General features: G+C 71.7%; 16 protein-coding genes. 4 read left to right on the top strand and 12 right to left on the bottom strand.

Annotated features, from left to right (window positions below):
• Positions 1 to 33 precede the first annotated feature (33 nt).
• Complete coding sequence (locus ABZ354_RS24490; RefSeq protein WP_358660118.1) at positions 34 to 954, top strand: AEC family transporter; 921 nt, start codon at positions 34 to 36, stop codon at positions 952 to 954.
• Between the two features lie 188 nt (positions 955 to 1,142).
• On the opposite strand, the gene ABZ354_RS24495 is transcribed toward ABZ354_RS24490, so the two are convergent.
• The 12 genes from ABZ354_RS24495 to ABZ354_RS24550 form a co-directional block, all read right to left on the bottom strand.
• Entirely contained in the window at positions 1,143 to 2,420 is a 1,278-nt protein-coding gene (locus ABZ354_RS24495) for a thymidine phosphorylase (protein WP_358660120.1), read from the bottom strand.
• Between the two features lie 253 nt (positions 2,421 to 2,673).
• Positions 2,674 to 3,069 carry a cytidine deaminase gene (locus ABZ354_RS24500; RefSeq protein ID WP_358660122.1) on the bottom strand — a complete coding sequence of 132 codons (396 nt, stop codon included), beginning with the start codon at positions 3,067 to 3,069 and terminating at the stop codon, positions 2,674 to 2,676.
• Positions 3,066 to 4,343: an ABC transporter permease gene (locus ABZ354_RS24505; protein WP_358660124.1), complete on the bottom strand. Its 1,278-nt coding sequence runs from the start codon at positions 4,341 to 4,343 to the stop codon at positions 3,066 to 3,068. Before ABZ354_RS24505 ends, ABZ354_RS24500 begins: the two co-directional genes overlap by 4 nt.
• The gene (locus tag ABZ354_RS24510; protein WP_358660126.1) at positions 4,340 to 5,464 is read right to left on the bottom strand and encodes an ABC transporter permease; all 1,125 of its coding nucleotides are present in this window, start codon (positions 5,462 to 5,464) and stop codon (positions 4,340 to 4,342) included. The genes ABZ354_RS24505 and ABZ354_RS24510 overlap by 4 nt, the downstream gene beginning before the upstream one ends.
• A complete protein-coding gene (locus ABZ354_RS24515) occupies positions 5,464 to 7,065 on the bottom strand; it encodes an ABC transporter ATP-binding protein (protein WP_358660216.1) in 1,602 nt (533 codons plus the stop codon). The genes ABZ354_RS24510 and ABZ354_RS24515 overlap by 1 nt, the downstream gene beginning before the upstream one ends.
• A 157-nt stretch (positions 7,066 to 7,222) precedes the next feature.
• Positions 7,223 to 8,269, bottom strand: a complete 1,047-nt coding sequence (locus tag ABZ354_RS24520) for a BMP family ABC transporter substrate-binding protein (protein ID WP_358660128.1) — start codon at positions 8,267 to 8,269, stop codon at positions 7,223 to 7,225.
• A gap of 267 nt (positions 8,270 to 8,536) precedes the next feature.
• Entirely contained in the window at positions 8,537 to 9,592 is a 1,056-nt protein-coding gene (locus ABZ354_RS24525; RefSeq protein ID WP_358660130.1) for a BMP family ABC transporter substrate-binding protein, read from the bottom strand.
• A 275-nt stretch (positions 9,593 to 9,867) separates the two neighbouring features.
• Positions 9,868 to 11,097, bottom strand: coding sequence for an amidohydrolase (locus ABZ354_RS24530; RefSeq protein ID WP_358660218.1), 1,230 nt, complete (start codon positions 11,095 to 11,097; stop codon positions 9,868 to 9,870).
• A 384-nt stretch (positions 11,098 to 11,481) separates the two neighbouring features.
• The gene (locus ABZ354_RS24535; protein WP_358660132.1) at positions 11,482 to 12,630 is read right to left on the bottom strand and encodes a hypothetical protein; all 1,149 of its coding nucleotides are present in this window, start codon (positions 12,628 to 12,630) and stop codon (positions 11,482 to 11,484) included.
• A 51-nt stretch (positions 12,631 to 12,681) separates the two neighbouring features.
• The gene (locus ABZ354_RS24540) at positions 12,682 to 13,620 is read right to left on the bottom strand and encodes an N-acetylneuraminate synthase family protein (protein WP_358660134.1); all 939 of its coding nucleotides are present in this window, start codon (positions 13,618 to 13,620) and stop codon (positions 12,682 to 12,684) included.
• 13 nt (positions 13,621 to 13,633) lie between these two features.
• Positions 13,634 to 14,935 (bottom strand): acylneuraminate cytidylyltransferase, encoded by a 1,302-nt coding sequence (locus ABZ354_RS24545; RefSeq protein WP_358660135.1) that lies wholly within the window; start codon positions 14,933 to 14,935, stop codon positions 13,634 to 13,636.
• A 68-nt stretch (positions 14,936 to 15,003) separates the two neighbouring features.
• Positions 15,004 to 16,296 (bottom strand): DUF6716 putative glycosyltransferase, encoded by a 1,293-nt coding sequence (locus ABZ354_RS24550; RefSeq protein ID WP_358660220.1) that lies wholly within the window; start codon positions 16,294 to 16,296, stop codon positions 15,004 to 15,006.
• Between the two features lie 306 nt (positions 16,297 to 16,602).
• On the opposite strand from ABZ354_RS24550, the gene ABZ354_RS24555 reads away from it, so the two are divergent.
• The 3 genes from ABZ354_RS24555 (at position 16,603) to ABZ354_RS24565 (ending at position 20,266) form a co-directional block, all read left to right on the top strand.
• Positions 16,603 to 17,583, top strand: coding sequence for a glycosyltransferase family 2 protein (locus ABZ354_RS24555; protein ID WP_358660137.1), 981 nt, complete (start codon positions 16,603 to 16,605; stop codon positions 17,581 to 17,583).
• Positions 17,580 to 18,914 (top strand): polysialyltransferase family glycosyltransferase, encoded by a 1,335-nt coding sequence (locus ABZ354_RS24560; RefSeq protein WP_358660139.1) that lies wholly within the window; start codon positions 17,580 to 17,582, stop codon positions 18,912 to 18,914. The genes ABZ354_RS24555 and ABZ354_RS24560 overlap by 4 nt, the downstream gene beginning before the upstream one ends.
• Positions 18,915 to 19,114: 200 nt before the next feature.
• A complete protein-coding gene (locus ABZ354_RS24565; protein ID WP_358660222.1) occupies positions 19,115 to 20,266 on the top strand; it encodes an acyltransferase in 1,152 nt (383 codons plus the stop codon).
• Positions 20,267 to 20,277: the final 11 nt, after the last annotated feature.

The raw sequence follows: 20,277 nt of genomic DNA on the forward strand, positions 1-20,277 counted from the left end.
CGGTCATGCCGTTCTGCCCGTCAAGGGGGTTTTGTGCAGGGCGTGCTGAGCGGCTTCGCCGTGATCGCCGTCGTGATCGGCGTGGGCTATGTGATCGGCCGCAGGGACTGGCTGGGCGTGCACGGCCAGGAGGTCCTGACGAAGCTGGCCTTCTACGTGGCGTCCCCGGCGCTGCTGTTCACCCTCCTGGCCCGGGCCGACCTGTCGGTGATCTTCTCCGGCCGGCTGCTGGTGACGGCGCTGAGTACGGCAGCCGCGGCCGGCGTGTTCGTCGCGGTGGGCGTCGTGCGCGGCTGGGGCGTGGGCCGCACCACCATCGGCGCGCTGTGCTCCAGTTACGTCAACTCCGCGAACCTCGGCATCCCCATCGCCGTGTATGTGCTGGGCGACGCGTCGCTGGTGGCGCCGGTGCTGCTGTTCCAGCTGGTGGTGCTGAACCCGATCGCGCTGACGGTCCTCGACCTGTCGGGCGCGGGCGCCGAGGGCCCGATGTGGCGGCGGCTGCTCAGTCCGCTCAGCAACCCGATAGCGGTGGCGACGCTGGCCGGAGTGGCGGTGTCGGCGGTCGGCCTGGACATACCGGGGCCGGTGCTGGACCCGCTGACGCTGATCGGCAACATGTCGGTCCCGGCGGTGCTGCTGGCCTTCGGCATCTCCCTGCGCGGCAGCGCGGTGCCCGGCCGGGGCTCCGACCGCGGTGCCGTACTGCTGTCGGTCACCCTGAAGGCGGTCGTCCAGCCGCTGGCCGCCTGGGCGCTCGGGGCCCACGTGTTCGGCCTGCACGGCGCCGCCCTGCTCGACGTGGTGGTCACCTCGGCGCTCCCGGCCGCCCAGAACCTCTACACCTACGCGAGTCAGTACCGCGTCGCGGAGACCCTGGCCCGCGACGCGATCCTGCTGTCGACGACGGCGTCCGTACCGGTGCTGGTGGTCGTGGCGACGCTGCTCGGGTGAGTGGGCCCCGGGGAACTCGCTGGTGTCCCCCGAGGGCCGGACTCGCCGGTGCCGACGACGAGTCGGAGGCAAGGGGCGGCTGGAGGGCCCGCCGGAGTTCCCTGTCGGCGCGTCACCGGTTCCCGGCAGGTGGACGGGACCGGCGCCGGTCCGCCGGACCCGTTCACCCCCCAGGAGGGAACCTCAGGTCAGGCGATGCGTTCCAGCACGACCGGCGATGCCGTGAACTCCGTGCCCTCGGGCGCGATGTCGTAGGAACCCTCGACCGACTCCAGTGCGTAGGCGAAGCGTTCGGGGGTGTCGGTGTGGAGGGTCAGGAGGGGCTGGCCCTGCTTCACCGTGTCGCCGGGCCTGGCGTGGAGTTCGACGCCCGCCGCCGCCTGCACCGGGTCCTCCTTGCGCGCCCGTCCCGCGCCGAGGCGCCAGGCGGCGATGCCGATGTCGTAGGCGTCGAGGCGCGTCAGGACGCCCGCGGCACCCGCCGTCACCACGTGCCGTTCCCTCGACGTGGGCAGGGGCGCGTCCGGGTCACCGCCCTGGGCCGTGATCATGCGGCGCCAGACGTCCATCGCGGAGCCGTCGGCCAGGGCCCTCTCCGGGTCGGCGCCCTTCACTCCCGCCGCGTCCAGCATCTCGCGGGCCAGGGCGAGGGTCAGCTCGACCACGTCCGCGGGGCCGCCGCCGGACAGCACCTCGACCGACTCGCGGACCTCCAGGGCGTTGCCCGCGGTCAGGCCGAGGGGGGTCGACATGTCCGTCAGGAGCGCCACCGTCCTCACTCCGTGGTCCGTGCCCAGGCCCACCATCGTGGCGGCCAGTTCGCGGGCGTCCTCCACGGTCTTCATGAAGGCGCCCGTACCGGCCTTCACGTCCAGGACCAGGGAGCCGGTGCCCTCGGCGATCTTCTTGGACATGATGGAGGAGGCGATCAGCGGGATCGCCTCGACCGTGCCGGTGACGTCGCGCAGCGCGTACAGCTTCTTGTCGGCGGGGGCCAGGCCGTCGCCCGCCGCGCAGATCACCGCGCCCGTGGTGTCCAGGACGTGCAGCATCTCCTCGTTGGAGAGCAGCGCACGCCAGCCGGAGATGGACTCCAGCTTGTCGAGGGTGCCGCCGGTGTGGCCCAGGCCGCGGCCAGAGAGCTGCGGGACGGCCGCGCCGCAGGCCGCGACGAGCGGGGCCAGCGGCAGAGTGATCTTGTCGCCGACGCCGCCCGTGGAGTGCTTGTCGGCGGTCGGGCGGGTGAGGGCGGAGAAGTCCATGCGTTCCCCGCTGGCGATCATCGCCGCCGTCCAGCGGGAGATCTCACGGCGGTTCATGCCGTTGAGCAGGATGGCCATGGCGAGCGCCGACATCTGCTCGTCGGCGACCTCCCCGCGGGTGTACGCGTCGATGACCCAGTCGATCTGCTCGTCACTGAGTTCGCCGCGGTCCCGCTTGGCGCGGATGACGGAGATGGCGTCCATGGCCATGACTTCCTTCCGGGTGCTGCGAAAAGGGCGCGGCCCCTCCGGGTGTCCGGCGGGGTGCCGGCGCGGGAGGGGCCCAGGTCGTGTCCGCACGGTGGCGTCGCCCGGAGGGCGGCCGTGCGGCGTTGCTCACGGCGTGCCGCCCAGGAGCCGGCGTACTCGGCCGTACTGGGGCTTTCGGGCGGCGCGGTGCGAGGGCGGCCGGGCGTCGTGAGGCGGACGCCCCTGTGCGGACACGGACTGGGGGTCGTTACTTGCCGAGGTACTCGGGTCCGAAGGCCTGCGGCAGCATCCGGGACAGCGGCAGGATTCCCTCCGGGGTCTCCAGCAGCAGCTCGGGGCCGCCGAACTCGTACAGCAGCTGGCGGCAGCGGCCGCACGGGACGAGGACGTCACCGCGGCCGTCGACGCAGGTGAAGTGGGTCAGCCGGCCGCCGCCGGTGCGGGCCAGCTCCGAGACCAGCCCGCACTCGGCGCACAGCCCGATGCCGTACGAGGCGTTCTCGACGTTGCAGCCCGTGACCGTGCGGCCGTCGTCGACCTGGGCGGCGGCACCGACCGGGTAGTCCGAGTAGGGGACGTAGGCGCGGGTCATGGCGGCCCGGGCGGCGGCGCGCAGGCCGTCCCAGTCGGCGTCGGCGCTCACGTGCCCTGCCCCTTCCGGTAGGGCATGCCGTCCGCCCTCGGCATCCGCAGCCGCTGCGCGGACAGCGCGAGCACGACCAGGGTGATGACGTAGGGCGTGGCGGAGACGACCTGGTTGGGGACCTCGTTGGTGCCGGCGTACCAGGCGAAGACGAGGGCGCCGACGACCACGGTGATCGCGGCCTGGACGTACTTCTTGCGGACCAGCAGCCAGATCGCGCCGATGACCAGCAGGATCGCGCCGAGCAGCAGCAGGGCGTGCACGTTGGCGGAGCCGCCGCGCAGGTTGAGGCTGTCGGTGTAGCCGAACAGGCCGGCGCCGATGGCGAGGCCGCCCGGCATCCAGTTGCCGAAGATCATCGCGGCGAGGCCGATGTAGCCGCGCCCGCTGACCTGGCCCTCCAGATAGAAGGGGTTGGCGACGATGGCGAGGAAGGCACCGCCGAGTCCGGCGAGGCCGCCGGAGATGATCACGGCGAGGTACTTGTACTTGTAGACGTTCACGCCGAGGGACTCGGCCGCGATCGGGTTCTCGCCGCAGGAGCGCAGCCGCAGGCCGAACGGGGTGCGCCACAGCACCCACCAGGTGCCGGGGATCAGCGCGACGGCGACCAGGGTCAGCCAGGACACGTTGGTGACCAGGCCGCCGAGCAGGCCCGCGGCGTCCGAGACGAAGAACCAGCCCTTGGCGTTGAGGTCGCGCAGCGCGTCGGAGAGGCCGGGCACCGTGAAGTGCCCGAGGGAGTCGACGGCCGGGGACTGCTTGGCGGAGCCGCCCGGGTGGCCCTCGAAGGCGAGGGGCGCGAGGTAGCGGGTGGCGCCGAGGGCGAGGATGTTGATGGCCACACCGGAGACGATGTGGTTGACGTTGAAGGTGACGGTGACGAGGGCGTGCAGCAGGCCGCCGATGGCGCCGCCGACGATGCCGACGAGGACGCCGGTCCAGGGGCCCCACTGGAAGCCGGCCCAGGCACCGAACCAGGTGCCGAGGATCATCATGCCCTCGAGGCCGATGTTGACGACGCCCGCGCGCTCGGCCCACAGACCGCCGAGGCCGGCGAGGCCGATCGGCACGGCGAGCTGGAGCGCGGTGGACATCTGGCTGACGTTGGTGATGCCGTTCGCGTCGGTGATCATGCGGACGATCGACGTCAGTGCCAGGGCTCCGACGATGATCAGCAGCAGGACGGGCAGCGACAGGCGGCGGCCGGTCGGTGCCGCGGGCCGCAGCGAGGGCTGGTTGACGTCGAGCGCCGAGGTCGGGGACGTGGTCATCGGCCAGCCACCTCCTTCTGGGTGTTGTCGGTGGCGCCGAGGACGTGTCCGGCGGCGAGTTCGGCGCCGACGCGGCGCTGCTGGCGGCGCAGGCCCCACTCGCGGACGGCCTCGTAGGAGACGACGACCGAGAGCACGATCAGGCCCTGCATGATGACCGCGATCTCCTTGTCGTAGCCGTGGAAGTCCAGCTCGGGCGAGGCCTTGTCGAGCCAGGCCCACAGCAGGGCGGCGAACGCGATGCCGACCGGGCTGTTGCGGCCGAGCAGGGCGATGCCGATGCCGAGGAAGCCGATGCCGGTGGGGAAGTTCAGGCTGTACGTGTGGGTGCCGCCCATCAGGATCGGCAGGCCCGCGAGACCGGCGACGGCGCCGGAGATCAGCATGGCGGTGAGCGTCATCCGCCTGGGGTCGACGCCGCTGGCCGCGGCGGCCGTCTCCGAGGCGCCCGAGGCGCGCAGGTCGAAGCCGAAACGGGTGCGGTTGAGGACGACCCAGTAGCCGACGCCGAGGACGACCGCGAGGAGCACCAGGCCGTAGATCTCGCCCGCGTCGCCCATGTCGATGCCCGGCACCCAGCCCGACTCGTGCATCTCGCCGGTGGTGTTGTTGTTGCCGACCTTCACGCCGAAGACGTCCGGAAGCCAGAGGTAGGCGATGACCGAGGTGGCGATGGCGTTCAGCATGATCGTCGCGACGACCTCGCTGACGCCGCGGGTGACCTTGAGGACGCCGGCGATGCCGGACCAGAAGGCACCGGTGAACATGGCGGTGAGGATCAGCAGCAGGACCTGCAGGGCGCCGGGCAGGTTCGCGTGGGCGCCGACGATCGCGGCCATCATGGCGGCGAGCTGGTACTGCCCGTCGACACCGATGTTGAACAGGTTCATGCGGAAGCCGATGGCGACCGCGAGCGCCGCGATGTAGTACATCGAGGCCTGGTTGACGATCAGGACCTGGATGTCGGAGAACGACGCCTGCTCGAACATCAGGGTGAACGGCTCGACGGGGTTCTTGCCGGACGCGACCAGCACGATCGCGCTGAGCACGAAGGCCACCGCGAGCGCGATGACCGGACCGGCCACCGCGAGGAGCACGCGCTCCTTCTCGAACTTCTTCATCAGCGGGCCTCGTCCTTCCCGGACGTCCCGGATCCGGGACTTTCTTCGTGCTCCAGATGGCCGCTCGCGGCGCCCGTCATGGCCGAGCCGAGTTCCTCGGGCGTGATGGTGGCCGGGTCGGCGTCGGCGACCAGCCTGCCGTTGTAGATCACGCGGAGGGTGTCGGACAGGCCGATCAGCTCGTCGAGGTCGGCGGAGATCAGCAGCACGGCCAGTCCCTCGCGGCGGGCCTCGCGGATGTGGTCCCAGATCGCGGCCTGCGCGCCGACGTCCACACCGCGGGTGGGGTGCGCGGCGATGAGGAAGCGCGGCTTGTGGCTCATCTCGCGGCCGACGATCAGCTTCTGCTGGTTGCCGCCGGACAGCGAGGCGGCGGTGACGTCGATGCCGGGGGTGCGGACGTCGTACGTGGTGACGATCCGGCGGGTGTCCTCCTGCGCGGCCTTCGGGTCGAGCCAGATGCCCTTGGCGTTGGGCCTCTCGGTGACGTGGCCGAGGATGCGGTTCTCCCACAGGGGCGCTTCCAGCAGCAGGCCGTGGCGGTGGCGGTCCTCGGGGATGTAGCCGATGCCCTCCTCGCGGCGCCTGCGGGTGGGCCAGTGGGTGATCTCCTCGCCCGCCAGCCGGATGGTGCCGGACTCGGGTGCCCTCAGGCCGATGAGCGCGTCGACCAGTTCGGTCTGGCCGTTGCCCTCGACGCCCGCGATGCCCAGGATCTCGCCGGCGTGGATGGTGAAGGTGATGTCGTCCAGCACGGCCTTGCCGCCGGGCGCCGTCAGGCGCACCGAGTCGACGGCGAGGACGGCCCGGTCGGTGACCGTGGACTCGGCGGTCTCCGGGGTGGGCAGTTCGCTGCCCACCATCATCTCGGCGAGCTGACGGGGTGTCGTCTCGGCGGGGACGGCCGTGCCGACGGTGGTGCCGCGCCGGATGACGGTGATCTCGTCGGCGACGGAGAGAACCTCGCCCAGCTTGTGCGAGATGAAGATGACGGACAGGCCCTCGGCACGCAGTTCGCGCAGGTTGGCGAAGAGCGCGTCGACCTCCTGCGGCACGAGCACGGCGGTCGGCTCGTCGAGGATGAGGGTCGTGGCGCCGCGGTAGAGGACCTTGAGGATCTCCACGCGCTGGCGGGCGGCGACGCCGAGTTCCTCGACCAGGCGGTCGGGCTCCACGCCGAGGCCGTAGCGCTCGGAGATCTCCTTGATCCGGCGGCGGGCCCTGGCGCCGATGCCGTGCAGCTTCTCGCTGCCGAGGACGACGTTCTCCAGCACCGTGAGGTTGTCGGCGAGCATGAAGTGCTGGTGCACCATGCCGATGCCGCGGGAGATGGCGTCGGCCGGCGACGAGAAGGCGACCTGCTGGCCGCCGACGCTGATGGTGCCCTCGTCCGGCTTCTGCATGCCGTAGAGGATCTTCATCAGCGTCGACTTGCCGGCGCCGTTCTCGCCGACGAGGGCGTGGACGGTGCCCCTGTGGACGGTGAGGTGGATGTCGTGGTTGGCCACGACACCCGGGAATCGCTTCGTGATCCCGGCGAGCTCGACGGCGGTCGTACCGCCTGCCGCCGCTCCGGCCGGAGGGCTGCTGGACGCTTTGATGGCGTACTCTCCTGGGGACGGGGGTCGGCTACGCGCGTAGCGCCCCTACGGCATCGAATGGGGTGAGACCGGGACAACGGGGCGCGGGAAGCAACCCTCCCCGTACCCCGTCGAGCGGACGTGGCCCCGGGGTTGCACGCTGCTCGCAGTCGTGCTGTCAGCTGCTCTTGACCTTGATCTCGCCGCTGATGATCTTCTCCTTGGCCTCGGCGACCGCCTTCTGGAGTTCGGTGTTCCCCTTGAACTCCGGGTTGGAGTCGGCGAGGCCGACCTCGCCGGTCTTCAGATCGCCCCTGACGATACCCGTCTGCGGCCGGCCGTCCTCGACCGACTTCGCCAGGTTGTAGACCGCCTTGGCGACGTCCTTCGTCGCCGAAGTCAGGATGGAGCCCTTGACCTTGGCGAGGGCTTCCTGCCGGTACTGGTCGGAGTCGACACCGATCGCCCACACCTTGTTGGCGGCGGCGGCCTCGATCACGCCCTGACCGGACAGACCGGCCGCGGCGTACACCACGTCGGCCTTCTTCTCGATCTGGCCCTCGGCGGCCGTCCTGCCCTTGTCGGGACTGGCGAAGCCGCCCTCCTCGGCCGTCTGGGTGAGGTACTGCGCGAGCACCTTGGCCTTGGGGTTGGTGTCCTTGACGCCCTGCGCGAAGCCCGCCTGGAACTTGTGGATCAGCGGGATGTCCACGCCGCCGACGAAGCCGACGACGTTGCTCTTGGTGCTCCTGGCCGCGGCGACACCGGCGAGGTAGGAGGCCTCCTCCTCGGAGAACACGAGGTCGGCGACGTTCTTCGCCTCGATGGTGGAGTCGTCCACGATGCCGAAGGTGGTCTTCGGGAACTTCTCCGCGGCACCCTTGAGGGCGGTGGCGTAGGCGTAGCCCACCCCGATCACCGGGTTGTGGCCCTGCTTGGCCAGCGACTCCAGGCGCTGCTGCTTGTCGGCGTCGGTCTCACCCTCGGTGGGCTCGATGTCGGCGGTCTTGTAGCCGAACTCCTTCGCGGCCCTCTCCAGGCCCGCGTAGGCCGCGTCGTTGAAGGACTGGTCGCCCTTGCCGCCGACGTCGTACGCGATCGCGAGGCCCTTGTCGTCCTTCGGCTCCGAGGAGTCGGAGGTCGAGGTCCCGCCGCAGGCGGACAGCGCGAGGGCCAGGGAGGCGGTCGCCGCGCCCGCGATCGTGATCCGGGAAATCCGGCGCATGTGTGGTGCTCCTGTCGTACTGGCGCCGGACGGTACAGCTCGGTACAGCTCACAGCTACGGCGCTGGGTTCCGCCGCAGAGTAACGCGCGTAGACCTGCCGGGAAAACCCTTCTGTCCACCTCGTTATGGGGCCGTGGCCTGACGTCCGGGCGCGACGCGCAAAAGCTTGCCGAACGCAAACGGGGGGTGGCGTTCGGTGACGTCCGGGAGGGCGAAACGGGCGGACGCCGTCCGGCGCCCGCCCGCTGTGAAGAGATCGGCCGGCCCTATTCGGACTTCACCTTGATGGTGCCGTCGAGAATGCCTTCCTTGGCCTTGGCGACCGCTTCGGTGAGGCCCTTGATGTTGGCGAACTCGGGGTTGCTCTCGGAGAGGCCCACGCCGTTCTTCTTCAGGTCGAAGGTCTGGACGCCCGTCAGCGGCTTGCCCTCGTCGGCGGACTTGGCGAGGGCGTAGACCGCGCCGCCGACGTCCTTCAGCGCGGAGGTCAGGATGCTGCCCTTGTAGGAGGCCAGCGCGGCCTGCTGGTACTGGTCGGAGTCGACGCCGATCGCCCAGACCTTCGCCTTGGCGGCGGCCTCGATGACGCCCTGACCGGACAGACCCGCCGCCTGGTAGATGACGTCGGCCTTCTTCTCGATCTGGCCCTCGGCGGCGGCCTTGCCCTTGTCGGGGCTGGCGAAGCCGCCTTCCTCGGCGGTCTGGGTCAGGTACTGCGAGACGACCTTGACCTTGCCGCCGCCGGCGTCCTGGACGCCCTGCTTGTAGCCGGCCTCGAACTTGTGGATCAGCGGGATGTCCACGCCGCCGACGAAGCCGACGGTGTTCGACTTGGTGGCCTTGGCGGCGACGACACCGGCGAGGTAGGAGGCCTGCTCCTCGGCGAAGACGAGGGACGCGACGTTCTTGCCCTCGACTACGGAGTCCACGATGCCGAAGGTGGTCTTCGGGTACTTCTTGGCCACGGCCTCCATGGCGGGACCGTAGGCGAAGCCGACGCCGATGACCGGGTTGTAGCCCTGCTTGGCGAGCGACGCGAGGCGCTGTTCCTTGTCGGCGTCGGTCTCGCCCTCGGTGGGCTCGATGTCGGCGGTCTTGTAGCCGAACTCCTTCTGGGCCTTCTGCAGACCGGCGTACGCCGCGTCGTTGAAGGACTGGTCGCCCTTGCCGCCGATGTCGTACGCGATGGCGAGGCCCTTGTCGTCCTTGCTCCCGTCGCCATCACTGCCACTGCCACTGCTGGTTCCGCCGCAGGCCGTGGCGGCCAGCGCGAGGGAGGCGACCCCCACCGCGACACGGGTCAGTCTGGATATCCGACGCATTGTGAAAGTCCCCATTCTCCGAGCCCCGCCGTGGGTGCTGAGTTCGGCGCACATTAACGCGCGTAGACGCTTCTAGGAACGGGGTTCCACCGGGCTGTTATCCATTCGTGCCGATGGCCGGTTACGGCCTTGTGCACCACCGGAAATGAATGGGTGTGCCCGGGACACCGATACGCCTGCTCGACCCCGCACGGCGTCAGGCTCTCTCGCCCCTGTCCCGGCCGCAACCGGACTGCGCATTCCGGTGACGGCCGGGCGTGTCCCGCGTCGTTCTGCTACTGGGCCGCGTCGAGGAGGGCTGCCGCCGTGAACAGCTCCACGCCCACGTCGATGGCGCGCTCGTCGGCGTCGAAGTCGCCCTGGTGGAGGTCGCGGATGACGCGTTCACCCGGGGTGCGGACGCCGAGCCGTGCCATGGCGCCCGGCACGTGCTCCAGGTACCAGGAGAAGTCCTCGCCGCCCAGACTCTGTTCGGTGCCCTCGACGGAGTGCACGCCGCGCCGGGCGATCATGGCGTCGCGCAGCAGGTCGGCGACATCGGGGTCGTTGACCACGGGCGGCACGCCGCGGACGTAGTCGATCTGCGGCTTGGCGCCGTGCAGGTTGGCGACCTCGTCGATGGCGGCGACCAGCAGGTCCGGGGCCTGCCGCCAGGCGTTGATGTCGAGGCAGCGCACCGTCCCGGACAGTTCGGCGTGCTGCGGGATGACGTTCGGGGCGTGCCCCGACTCGATGCGGCCCCAGGTCACGGCGACACCGCTGCGGCTGTCGACGCGCCGCGCGATGAGTGCGGGCACGTCGACGGCGACCCGGGCGGCGGCCGTGACCAGGTCGGTCGTCAGGTGCGGGCGGGCGGTGTGGCCGCCGGGTCCGTCCAGCGCCACTTCGAGCCGGTCGCAGGCCGAGGTGATCGGGCCGTGCCGCAGTCCGATCTTCCCGGCGTCCACGCGAGGGTCGCAGTGCACGGCGATGATCTTGCCGACGCCGTCCAGGACACCGGACTCGATGGCGTCGGCGGCGCCGCCCGGCAGCACTTCCTCGGCGGGCTGGAAGACCAGCCGCACCGGGCGCGGCAGCCGCCCCTGCCGGTGCAATTCGGCCAGGACGAGACCGGCGCCCAGCACCACCGTGGTGTGCATGTCGTGCCCGCAGGCGTGCGCGCGGTCCGGCACCGTGGACCGGTAGGCGCATTCACTCTTCGTGTCCGGGATGGGCAGGGCGTCGATGTCCGCCCGCATCGCGAAGATGCCGGCGGGACCGGGTTCGAGCCCCTCACCGATGTCGCACACGAGTCCGGTCCCGCCGGCCAGCACGCGCGGCCGCAGGCCGGCCCGCTCAAGGCGCGCCTTGATCGCGGCGGTGGTGCGGAACTCCTGGTTGCCGAGCTCGGGGTGCATGTGCAAATCGCGTCGAAACGCGACAAGCTCGGCGCGCAGTGCGTCGGGGAGCACACCGGGAAGCAGGGCTCCCACGGGGAGGTCGGCCAGGGACTCTGGAGGAGACATCAGTTGCTTCACCCTCTGAAGGGTAGGACGCCGGAGGGGTCACCCGACCTGCTTTCCGCCCGATCGGGAAGAAAAAAATGATCGCCCGCGCTTAGCCGTTGATCGTGGTGGGTAAACTGCCCGACTTTCTTACGGCTTGGATCATGACAGCGACGGAGAGTCACCCACTTCTCCACAGGTACCACGGTGGACGCGCTCCATCCCGGCGATGTTCACCCATTGGACACGGCGTACCGGTAGAGGGCGACTGGAGCGTTTCCGGCCGCGCGGGGCCGTGCCGTGATCTCGCCGGGTCCGGGCTGCCCGGACAGCGCGCCGCGGGCGGCGGCGACCTGCCGGACGCTCAGCCCGCGGCGCCGCGGGCGGCGGCGACCTGCCGGACGCTCAGCCCGCGGCCACCGACGCCAGTCGGTCCACTCCCCGGGCCGTTCCGGTGACACCCGACAGGAAGCCACGGGCCCGCGGGGATGCCCCCGGGGTCAGCCACGCGGGATCGATGTCGCAGACGGCGACCCTGACCTCCGTACCGGCGAGGGCGGGCGGGAGCGTGTGGACCACGGTCGACGGGAAGCTGAGGATGGTCCGGCCGATCGGGCCGCGCCGGGCGATGAGCTCCAGCGGCAGGTCGGGGCGCACGACCTCCAGGCCGGTCTCCACGGCCAGTCGGTGCAGTTTCCCGGCGCTCTCCCTGCGGTGGGCGAAGTAGCGGGTCGCGCCGTGGGCGCGGGCCAGCGCCCGTACGGCCTCCAGATAGCGCTCGCCGTCCACGACCCCGGTCTCCACCAGGGACGTGCCCACCAGATCGGCACCCCTGGTGACGCGGGGCGGGCCGAACCGGGCGCGGGTCCAGCCGAAGTCGTTCACGGTGACGTCCACGCCCCGCGGGGTCTCCTCGATCGGCATGGCGGAGAAGAGCCGCACCGCCCGCCGCGCGCCCGGGGTGAGCCGGCGCCGGGCCGAGGACGACACCGGGGCGAGGAGCAGGTCCCGCGGCCCGGGCCGGCCGCCCTTGCGGTGCCAGCGGACGAGGCGTTCGCCGCGGGCGAGCTGGCCGGCGAACTCCATGGTCGCGGTGCCGTCGTCGACGACGACCAGTTCACCCGCCCCGGTGATGGTGAGCAGGAGCTGCACGTACCGCGAGAAGGGGTCGCCGAGCACGACCCGGCCGGCCCGGCGGAGCATGCCCGCCAGGCCGCCGATCGTCCGCAGCGGTGCCGCCGGGCCGCCGCGTGCTTCCTCCCAGCGGACCTCGTGGCCCTCCTGCCGGGCCAGTTCGGCCATCCGCCGCAACTGGCCCCGCGTCATCGGGTCGTTCGGGGCCAGCACCACGAGGGTGAGCCCGGCCGGGGATGCCGCGCCGTCTCCGGCAGCCGCCCCGCCCCGCGCCTCCCCCGCGTCCGGGGCGGGCGCGTGCCGGGGGTCCTGGGCGTGCGCGTGCGCCCACTCCAGCACGTTCAGCAGCTGTACCGGGCTCTCGACGAAGGCGAGAGTGCCGGAGGTGCGGGGGCCGGCATTCCCGGCTCGGGGGCTCATCGGCGTGCGACCGTCCCGTCTAGGACCTGTGGGGGGCGAGGGGGGCAGGGGTCAGACCGCGACCGGCTCGCCCGCGGCGTCCGCGATCTCCGTCTCGGCGACCACGCCGGCGACCCGGCGCAGCTTCTTCATCGGGCCGAGCTCGGACTCGTAGACCTTCTTGACGCCGTCGCCGAGGGAGGCCTCGATGGCGCGGATGTCCCGGACCAGGCGGGTCAGGCCCTGCGGCTCGACGGAGGCGGCCTGGTCGGAACCCCACATGGCGCGGTCGAGGGTGATGTGGCGCTCGACGAAGCAGGCACCGAGGGCGACGGCGGCGAGCGTGGTCTGCAGGCCGGTCTCGTGGCCGGAGTAGCCGATCGGGACGTTCGGGAACTCGGCCTGGAGCGTGTTGATCACGCGGAGGTTGAGCTCCTCGGACTTCGCCGGGTAGGTGGAAGTGGCGTGGCAGAGCAGGATGTTCTCGCTGCCGAGCACCTCGACGGCGTGGCGGATCTGCTTCGGGCTCGACATGCCGGTGGAGAGGATGACGGTGCGGCCGGTGGCGCGCAGCTCACGCAGCAGTTCGTCGTCGGTCAGCGAGGCGGAGGCCACCTTGTGGGCGGGAACGTCGAACTTCTCCAGGAAGGCGACGGCCTCGGTGTCCCACGGGGAGGCGAACCAGTCGATGTTCTTCGACGTGCAGTACGCGTCGATCCGGCGGTACTCGTCCTCGCCGAACTCCACGCGGTGACGGTAGTCGATGTACGTCATCCGGCCCCAGGGGGTGTCGCGCTCGATGTCCCACTGGTCGCGCGGGGTGCAGATCTCCGGGGTGCGCTTCTGGAACTTGACCGCGTCGCAGCCGGCCTCGGCGGCGGCGTCGATGAGCTTGAAGGCGTTCTCCAGCTCGCCGTTGTGGTTGATGCCGATCTCGCCGGTCACGTAGACGGGGCGGCCGGGGCCGGCCTCGCGCGAACCGAGCCGGCGGAGGCGGGAATTGGTGCTCATGGCAGAGGTGTCCTTACGTGGTGGGGGAATCGAGAGAGTCGAGCGAGGGTCCGAGAATCCAGCCGGCGATCTCCCGGATCGCGCCGTCGCCACCGGGGACGGTGGTGACCGCGCGTGCGGCGCCGCGTACGACGTCGTGGGCGCTGCCGACCGCCACGGGCCAGCCGACCAGGCCGAAGCACGGGAGGTCGTTGACGTCGTTGCCGGCGTAGAGCACGCGCTCCGGCGCGATGCCCTGCTCCTCGCACCACTGCTTCAGTGCGAGGTCCTTGCGGTCGATGCCGTGCAGGACCGGGATGCGCAGCTTCCGGGCCCGTGCGGCGACGACCGGGTTCACTTCCGTGGACAGGATCAGCATGCGCAGCCCGCTGTCGCGCAGGGCGGCGATGCCGAGTCCGTCTCCGCGGTGCACGGTGACGGACTCCCGTCCATCGGCGTCGATCAGCACCCGGTCGTCGGTCTGGGTGCCGTCGAAGTCCAGTACGACCGCGTCGATGTCGCCGGCGGTCGGGAGCGAACCGGGCCGGTCCGCGTCCAGGAGGGGGACCAGGGCGCGGGCCCGGGCCAGGTCGTGCGGGTCGTCGATCTCCAGCACCCGCGCCGGGTCGGTGCGCACCGGCTCGGTGCGGCCGAAGAAGCGGTGCCGGTGGGTGCGGAAGCCCGCCGCGTCCATCGCGTAGGCGGCGCCGGTCTCCAGCAGGTCCTGGGGGCGGTCCTGGCGGCGGGGCCGGTGGGACGTGTCGTGGTTGACGCCGTACCCGCGGCCGGCCGCGTTCCCGGCCCCCGCTGCGCCTGTGTCCGCCTCGGCGTCTGAGGCCGCGTCGGCGTCCGCGTCCACGGCCGCGTCCCGCCAGATGAAGCCGTGGAAGGGGGCCACCGTCAGCGCCGTGTCCGCGCCGTTCTCGACGACGGCCGCGGCGACGCCGTCCACGTCCTCGCCGGCGATGAAGGGGCTGGTGCACTGCACGAGGAGCACCGCGTCGAGGGGGGCGCCGTGCCGCGCCTCGTAGGCGTCCATGGCGTGCAGGACGGCCGCCTCGGAGGTCGCCGTGTCCCCGGCGATGGCGGCGGGCCGCAGCACCACCCGGGCGCCCGCCTCGCGCGCCGCGGCGGCGATGGCCCGGTCGTCGGTGGAGACGACGACGTCGGTGACGAGCCGGGCGGACCGGCACGCGCGCACGGCGCGGGCCACCAGCGGTACGCCGCCGACGGGGGCGAGGTTCTTGGCGGGCACGCCCTTGGAGCCGCCGCGCGCGGGGATCACCGCGAGCACGCGGCGTACCGAAGTGCCGGGCCCCGCTGTCGGGTCGGGCATGGGCTGTACTCCTTGGATTTCTCGGGCCTCTCGGGCTCCTGGGAACGGACCGCGGGAGCGGGGGCGGCTCACAGCTCCCCCATCCGCCGGATCACGGGCGCGACGCGCTGCACGCCGTGCCGGTAGGCCCCGCGGGCGGCGCGGCGCACGATCTGCCGGACCGGTCCCGGGTCCTGGTCGGCGGCCGGGGCTCCCGGCAGCGGGGTGCCGTCGGGGCCGAGGTGGTGGCGGGCGAGGACGCCGGGCAGGTAGCCGGGCGCGGTGCCGGGCGTGTAGTAGGGGGTCAGCGGGGGCAGGCCGCCGGGCCGGTCGAGCAGCGCGGTGACGCGTTCGCGGGCCGCGTCGAAGGCGGTGGCGTAGGAGCCGTCGGCGGCGACGCCCTGCCGGGCCACCCACTCCTCGTCGGGCACGGGCAGGTGACCGGCGTCGAGCCGGTCCCAGGAGGCGAGGCAGCCGGAGCCCGCGAAGTGGTGGTTGCCGAGGCTTTCGCGGACGCCCAGGTCGGTCAGTACGACGGTCGGAATGCGCCGGTGCAGCGCTTCCAGGGCGGCCGTGGAGCTGACGGTGACCAGCAGGTCGGTCCGGTCGAGCACCTCGCCCATGTGGCCGTACACGAGACGGAAGTTGGCGGGCGGGTCGAGGCGCTGCACCAGTTTCTGGTACGGCAGCTCCTCGATGTGCGTGGTGTGCTCGCCGGGCCGGGAGCGCAGCTTGAGCAGGACGTCGCGCCCCGGGTGCCGGCGGGCGTGCTGGATGAGCCGGTCCAGCAGGTACGTACGGTCCTTGCGGCTCTCCGGGACGGAGGGCTGCGCGGCGAAGACGACGGTGTACGGCTCGTGCTCGCCGGTGTAGGGGGCGCCGCCGAGGAAGGGCAGGGCGACCTCGGTGACGGCGGAGGCGTCGGCGCCGACTCCCTCGTACACGGCGCGGAAACGGTCCGCGTCCGCACGGGAGTTGGCGAGGACGAGGTCCGCGCCGTGCCGCAGCAGCAGCCCGTCGGTGAGTTTCTCGTAGACGACGCCGACGTAGCCGGTGACGACGGCGGGCCGCGACGTACGGTCCTCCCAGACGCGCCCGAGGCCGTGCAGCATGGCCTGCACGCCGCCGCCGACCAGAGCGAGGACGAGGACGTCGTACGGCTCGTCGGCCATGGTCCGCAGGAACTCGACTGCGGTCACCTCGCGCAGGGAGCCGGCGCGGACGCCGACCTCCCGGAGCTGACGGGGGGTCGGGGTGGCGCGTCCGCGCAGCAGGTAGCCGTCCAGCACGGCGTCACCGCCGCCCGCCGGGGACGGGGCGATACGGCGCGCGGTGAGCGCACCCCATTTCCACCGGGTGTCGGAATCGGCGAGGACGGCGATCCTCGGGCCCCTGGAGCCCGTCGTCCTGCTGGGCTTACTTACTGGCGTACTTGCTGGCGTACTTGCTGGCGTACTTGCTGGCGTACTTGCTGGCGTACTTGCTGGCACGTCGAGGACGCTAGGAAGCGATTCCGAGTAACCGCCCAACCGGAATGCAACAAACGGTTAACAGCACACCGCCGAATGGCGAATCCACTCGGGGCCGGCCCGGAAACGCGCTCGCTTCACGGCTTCGCCACGCGTCGTTCACCCGGCATCAAGGTGCGGGTAAAGACGGATGCCCGGCCGCCGCCTAACGTCACGGACGTGCTCAAGCTCTCCGTCATCGTGCCGTTCTACAACGTGCGGCAATACGCCCCCGACACCCTGAGAAGCCTGCGCGCGAACGCGCGTGACGACTTCGAATTCATCCTCGTCGACGACTGCTCGACCGACGGGACCCCCGGCATTCTCGCCCGCGCGGAACGCGAGCTGCCGGGCGCGGTGCTGGTCCGACACGAGCGGAACGGGGGTCTGGCGACCGCCCGCAACACCGGTATCGACCGGGCGCGCGGCGCGTACCTGACCTTCCTGGACGGCGACGACTGGCTGGCGCCCGGCTACCTCGCCCGGCTGGTCGGCGCCGTCGAGGACCTGGGCTGCGACTTCGTCCGCGCCGACCACGTGCAGTGCACCGGGCGCGCCCGCGCCGTGCACCGGGTGCCGCACGGCAGGCGGAACGTGGTGCAGAACCCGCGCGAGGCGATCCTGCCCGCCCACCGCTCCGCGTCCGTCGACTACGCGTACGCGTGGGCGGGCATCTACCACCGCCGGCTGGCCGACCGCGGCCTGCTGCACTTCACCGACGGGCTGCGCACGGCCGAGGACCGGCCGTGGATCTGGAAGCTGCACCGGCAGGCCGAGTCCTTCGCGGTGACGGGCCTCCTCGGCGTCTTCTACCGGCGCGGGGTGGCCTCGTCGCTGACGCAGATCGGGGACGCCCGGCAGCTCGACTTCATCCGCGCGTTCGACCAGGTGGTCGCCGAGACGGCCGAGGACCCGGAGGCGGAGAAACTGCTCCCGAAGGCCGTCCGCACGTACTGCGCGATCATCGCGCACCATCTCGGATCCATCGGAAGGTTCGAGCCTGCCGTGGCCCGGAAACTGAAGGCGATGAGTACGGCCGCGCTGCGCCGCATGCCGCAGGACGCGCTCGACGAGGTGCTCCGCACGATGGACGCCGAGCGCGCCACGCGGCTGCGGCGGCTGCGCCGCCGTCCGGTGCCGGCCGCGGAGGTGGCGGCGTGACCACGCAGATCTTCATGGCGTCCACGCTGTACGGCACGGCGACGTTGGCCGCCGCCCTGGACTCCGGCTGCTTCGACGCGGCCGACCGGCGGATCCTGCTGGTGTCCAACAACACGGCCACGCCGGAGACGACGCCCGCCGTGGACGGGATGCCGGGCTTCGAGCGACTGCGCAACCGGTTCGACGACGTCGTGTCGTGGAACGCGGCCGTCTTCCCCTTCCACCCCGGCGGCTGGCAGCCGCGCGTCGAGGACGCCCCCGTGTGGGAGCGGTATCTGCGGCTCGCCTGGGACCTCGGGGACGACGACGTGGCGCTGGCCGTGGAGTCCCTCCAGGTGCATCCGGCGCTCGGCGTGGCGCAGATGTTCCCGGACGCGCCCCTGACCGTCTACGCCGACGGTCTGATGAGCTACGGCCCGACCCGCAACAGGCTCGACCCGCTGGTCGGCACGCGCGTGGAGCGACTGCTGCACCTGGACCTGGTCCCGGGTCTGCGGCCGCTGCTGCTCACCGAGTTCGGCGTACGGCCGGAGACCGTGCCGACGGCCGCGTTCACCAGGGTGCTCGCCGAGCTGGCCGACACCGGTGCCGGCCTGCCGGACGTCGAGGAGCCGGCGCTGCTGCTCGGGCAGTACCTGTCCGCGCTGGGCATCCTCTCCGCCGACGAGGAGGAGGCGCTGCACGTACGGATGCTGCGGGGCGTCGTCGAACGGGGCCACACGCGCGTGGTGTTCAAGCCGCACCCCTCGGCCCCGGCACGTTTCGCCGGCCGTCTGGAGGAGGAGGCGGAGCAGCTCGGCGCCGGTCTCACGGTGCTGGACACGCCGGTCCTCGCGGAGGTGCTGTACCAGCGGATGCGCCCCGCGCTGGTCGTGGGCTGCTTCTCCACGGGCCTGCTCACCGCCTCGGCGCTGTACGGCCTGCCGGTCGCCCGGACCGGCACGCAGACCCTTCTGGAGCGGCTGACGCCGTACGAGAACAGCAACCGCGTGCCGGTGACGATCGTCGACGCGCTGCTGCCCGACCTGACCGAAACCGGGGCGGTCGCCACCCTGGGCGGCGTCCCGGAGACCGAGGCGCTGTCCTCGCTGGTGCGGGCGGTCGGCTTCGCGATGCAGCCGAAGATCCTGCCGGAACTGCGCACGGACGCCGAGGAATACCTGCGGACGCACCTCGGCTCCCGCACCCGGCGGTACTTCAAGAGGAAACGCCTCACCGCGCTCGCCCTGCCGGGCGGCCTGCCCGGACGGCTGGCCCTTTTGCCGCGCAGTCCGGCGGTACGCCGCGCGGTAGGAAAAGCCCGCAGTCTGAAACGGTCGGCACGGCGCTGAAGCGGAATACGGAGCGTGTTTCACGAGGACGGAATCCCGGGGACTCGCGGGAGGGGAAGAAAAGACCTCCGGGTGAACGCGCCGGAACCACCCGCCCCATCATCCGGAACACGGCCGGACGGCGCCGGAATACAGAAAGCGACGTACTGACGCACCCCCAGGAGGAATGTCCCTTGACCAGCGCCGCCGTCCGCCCGTCCGTGAACATTCCGGTGGGCCGGGGGCGGACCCGGCCGCCCCGCGGGAACCGGCTGCGTGCCCTGGACGGGCTGCGGCTGGTCGCCGCGCTGATGGTGGCGGCGTACCACTACGGGGGCCGGGGCGGTGAGGTCGCCGACGCCTGGGGCAGCTCGCCGGCACGGCAGTTCCCGACGCTGCACGAGTTCTTCGCCTACGGCTGTCTCGGCGTGCAGGTGTTCTTCGTGATCAGCGGCTTCGTGATCTGCATGAGCGGCTGGGGCCGCCCGCTGACGTCGTTCTTCGCGTCCCGCGCCTCCCGGCTGCTGCCCGCGTACTGGGTGGCGGTGGTCCTGGTGACGGCGGTGTTCGCGCTGCCGGTCGTCGCCTACGAGGCGCTCTCCCCGAGCGACGCCCTGGTGAACCTCACGATGCTTCAGCAGCCGCTGGGCGTGGACCGGGTGCTCGGGGTGTGCTGGACGCTGTGGGCGGAGGTGCGGTTCTACGCGCTGTTCGCCCTGTGCGTCGTCCTGCCGGGGGCGAGCAGGCGGCGCGTGATCATGTTCTGCGCGGTCTGGACCCTGGCCGCGGTCGTCACGGAGGCCGCGGACGAACCGCTCCTCGACCTGATCCTGATGCCGGAGCACGCGCCGCTGTTCATCGGGGGCATCGGCCTCTACCTGGTGCACCGCGACCGGCGGGACGCCTACGCGTGGGGCATCGTGGGCGTGAGCTGGCTGATCGCCCAGCACTACGCGGTGGAGAAGCTGTGGCACGCCCCGGACGCGGGCGGTTTCTCGTACCGGTCCTCACTGGGGATCGCCGCTGTGGTGACGTTCGGCTTCGTGGCGGTCGCGGCGGTCGCGCTGGGTTGGCTGCACTGGGCGAACTGGCGCCTGCTGACCGTCGCCGGGGGGCTCACCTACCCGTTCTACCTGGTGCACGAGCATCTCGGCTGGGTGGTGATCCACGCGCTGCACCGCGGCCTGGGCCTGTCGTCGGGGGTGACGTTCGCGCTGACGGTGGCGGCGATGCTGTTGCTGGCCCGGCTGCTCAACCGCTTCGTCGAGGAACCGCTCACCCCGCGCCTGCGCGCAGCACTGGCCAAGCCGCCGAACCGGCCGGGCTGTTCACGTGAGGTTCGGCCCGGCGCCGGTTCACGCACCGCCGGTTGAGCACGGGCACG

This window comes from Streptomyces sp. NPDC005925 (assembly GCF_040638805.1).
GTDB lineage: Bacteria > Actinomycetota > Actinomycetes > Streptomycetales > Streptomycetaceae > Streptomyces.

Bases quoted from the DNA above. Each gene is read 5' to 3' on its own strand.
- ABZ354_RS24530 (WP_358660218.1), bottom strand. From the start codon at position 11,097: ATGTCTCCTCCAGAGTCCCTGGCCGACCTCCCCGTGGGAGCCCTGCTT.
- ABZ354_RS24525 (WP_358660130.1), bottom strand. From the start codon at position 9,592: ATGCGTCGGATATCCAGACTGACCCGTGTCGCGGTGGGGGTCGCCTCC.
- ABZ354_RS24545 (WP_358660135.1), bottom strand. From the start codon at position 14,935: ATGCCCGACCCGACAGCGGGGCCCGGCACTTCGGTACGCCGCGTGCTC.
- ABZ354_RS24535 (WP_358660132.1), bottom strand. From the start codon at position 12,630: ATGAGCCCCCGAGCCGGGAATGCCGGCCCCCGCACCTCCGGCACTCTC.
- ABZ354_RS24520 (WP_358660128.1), bottom strand. From the start codon at position 8,269: ATGCGCCGGATTTCCCGGATCACGATCGCGGGCGCGGCGACCGCCTCC.
- ABZ354_RS24540 (WP_358660134.1), bottom strand. From the start codon at position 13,620: ATGAGCACCAATTCCCGCCTCCGCCGGCTCGGTTCGCGCGAGGCCGGC.
- ABZ354_RS24510 (WP_358660126.1), bottom strand. From the start codon at position 5,464: ATGAAGAAGTTCGAGAAGGAGCGCGTGCTCCTCGCGGTGGCCGGTCCG.
- ABZ354_RS24495 (WP_358660120.1), bottom strand. From the start codon at position 2,420: ATGGACGCCATCTCCGTCATCCGCGCCAAGCGGGACCGCGGCGAACTC.
- ABZ354_RS24505 (WP_358660124.1), bottom strand. From the start codon at position 4,343: ATGACCACGTCCCCGACCTCGGCGCTCGACGTCAACCAGCCCTCGCTG.